Raw genomic sequence first — 1,679 nt, 5'->3', positions numbered from 1 at the left:
TGTGTTTGTCGGCAAGCCGGCTTTTGTGAGCGCTGTTTTTCGGACGCATATTCTTTGGCGCTAGAAATTCAGAGAATTGCCTCATTCAATTCTCGGGCAATCGCGAGGTTAGGGCGGTTGGCTCAATCAGAAATCCATTTTAGGTTTTCAAACTTCAAACCAGATTTGCCAAAATTCCTAGYCTGATTATCAAAACTATGATTCATTTCGGTTTTCTACGTTTTGGCTTTTGTTTGTGAATCAAAGTCGAGTTAATCTTGGTTCTGATCAAACTTAACCCATTGAAGCTTAAGCATAACAAAGCGTTTAAGAGGGATTTGGCACGCGTGGCATTTTCGATTTGCGTTGGGTTCAGTGATTAAGTCGCTGTGCGGTAGCTTTTGTGGTGCGTGCCTGCACCCCTTAACGCGGCGTTATGTTTAATCACGTAAAATCAGTTGGTTGCATCTCTTCTTTTCATTCTCGGCTTTCTAATTTTGCTCTTGTCGGCAAGTTAACCTCATTGGGCGCTGTTTTCTGGACTCCAATTCTTGGGCGCGAAAAATTCTGAGAGTTGCCTCATTAAAGCTCAGTGCATTTGTGAGTCGAATAAAGCGTCTTTGTTTCAAAGTTTCAACTCCAGTTTTCGGCTTCTCACGCTAAAACTCAAAATCATTAGAATCAAATTTATGAGTTAATTCAGCTTTTTAGCGTCTGGTTTTGGTTTTCAAAGGTAACTCGAGTTAAGCTCTTGGTATCGCAAAACTTAACCCTTTGAGCCTTAAACATAACAAGGCGTTTAAGTGGGATTCATGCCGCGTGGCATTTTTAGTTTGCGGTGATTTTTGTGGTGAAAGTGGTCTGCAGAAGCTTGGTTTAGGCGGCATTCACCCCTTAACGCGGCGTTAGGTTAATCTATTCAACGTAGGGAGTAATAAATGGAATTTGTCCCCGGTAAATATCGAAACGAGGGTACTCTCGATTTGTGTGTTCATTTCGTCGTGATGCACATCTCGTAAGTTTTGGAGATGACACCAACTTTAATGTCGGCGAGACTAAAGCGTGGTTTACAAAGCTAAACACATTTGACAATTCTGGCTTTTATCATGTTTTCAAAACAATGAGGTTATAGGTCAAATAGAATTCCGAAATGGCTTGCTGGATGAGCAAGGAGTGAAGTTCGGCTACATTAACTTACTGTATTTGTTACCAGAATATCGCAACAAAGGTTTAGGTAGTGAGCTAGAAAGACTTTATATTCGCTCAGTTCAAAAAACGAGCGAATGTGCGTACGCTCACTTGCGCTATATACCTACTAATTTACAAGCAGTTAGTTTCTATCATAAGCATGGTTGGACTGCTGTGGGGGACATTGGCGAGCGCGGACAATTAGCAGAAAAACGATTAACCTAACAAAGCGTTAAAGAGGGATTCATGCCGCGTGGCATTTTTGGTATGCGGTGAGTTTTGGTGGTGAATGTGGTCTGCGGGAACTTGGTTTAGGCGGCACTCACCCCTTAACGCGGCGTTATTGCCTAAGGTGAAATTGATGATTAAGCAGCTTGATGTAAATAGAAAATCTGTGGTTGAACTGTCAGAGCGTTGCTTCGACGAATCTTCGTCAAGTTTTACAGGCCAACTGAGCTCGCAGTTAAGCAATAAAAAACAAGCGCTAAAAGTGAGTGGAGTTGTTTTGGTTT

The 1,679-nt window shown here is 42.0% G+C and carries 3 protein-coding genes and 1 pseudogene; all 4 read left to right on the top strand.

Translation table 11 applies throughout. From position 1 onward, the window contains the following. Positions 1 to 753 precede the first annotated feature (753 nt). Complete coding sequence (locus CIK04_RS32140) at positions 754 to 888, top strand: DUF3265 domain-containing protein (protein ID WP_081096094.1); 135 nt, start codon at positions 754 to 756, stop codon at positions 886 to 888. A 246-nt stretch (positions 889 to 1,134) separates the two neighbouring features. Further along, positions 1,135 to 1,392: a GNAT family N-acetyltransferase gene (locus CIK04_RS35325; RefSeq protein ID WP_325206080.1), complete on the top strand. Its 258-nt coding sequence runs from the start codon at positions 1,135 to 1,137 to the stop codon at positions 1,390 to 1,392. 17 nt (positions 1,393 to 1,409) lie between these two features. Next, on the top strand, positions 1,410 to 1,523 hold the full coding sequence (locus tag CIK04_RS32130; protein ID WP_325206081.1) for a DUF3265 domain-containing protein: 114 nt from the start codon (positions 1,410 to 1,412) through the stop codon (positions 1,521 to 1,523). A gap of 5 nt (positions 1,524 to 1,528) precedes the next feature. Next, positions 1,529 to 1,638, top strand: a pseudogene (locus CIK04_RS35320) (N-acetyltransferase); the annotation flags it as partial. Between the last annotated feature and the right edge of the window lie 41 nt (positions 1,639 to 1,679).

Source organism: Vibrio sp. 03_296, from assembly GCF_002265885.1.
Note: the sequence above shows the minus strand (reverse complement) of the source record. Positions and strands in the feature narration are given on the sequence as shown.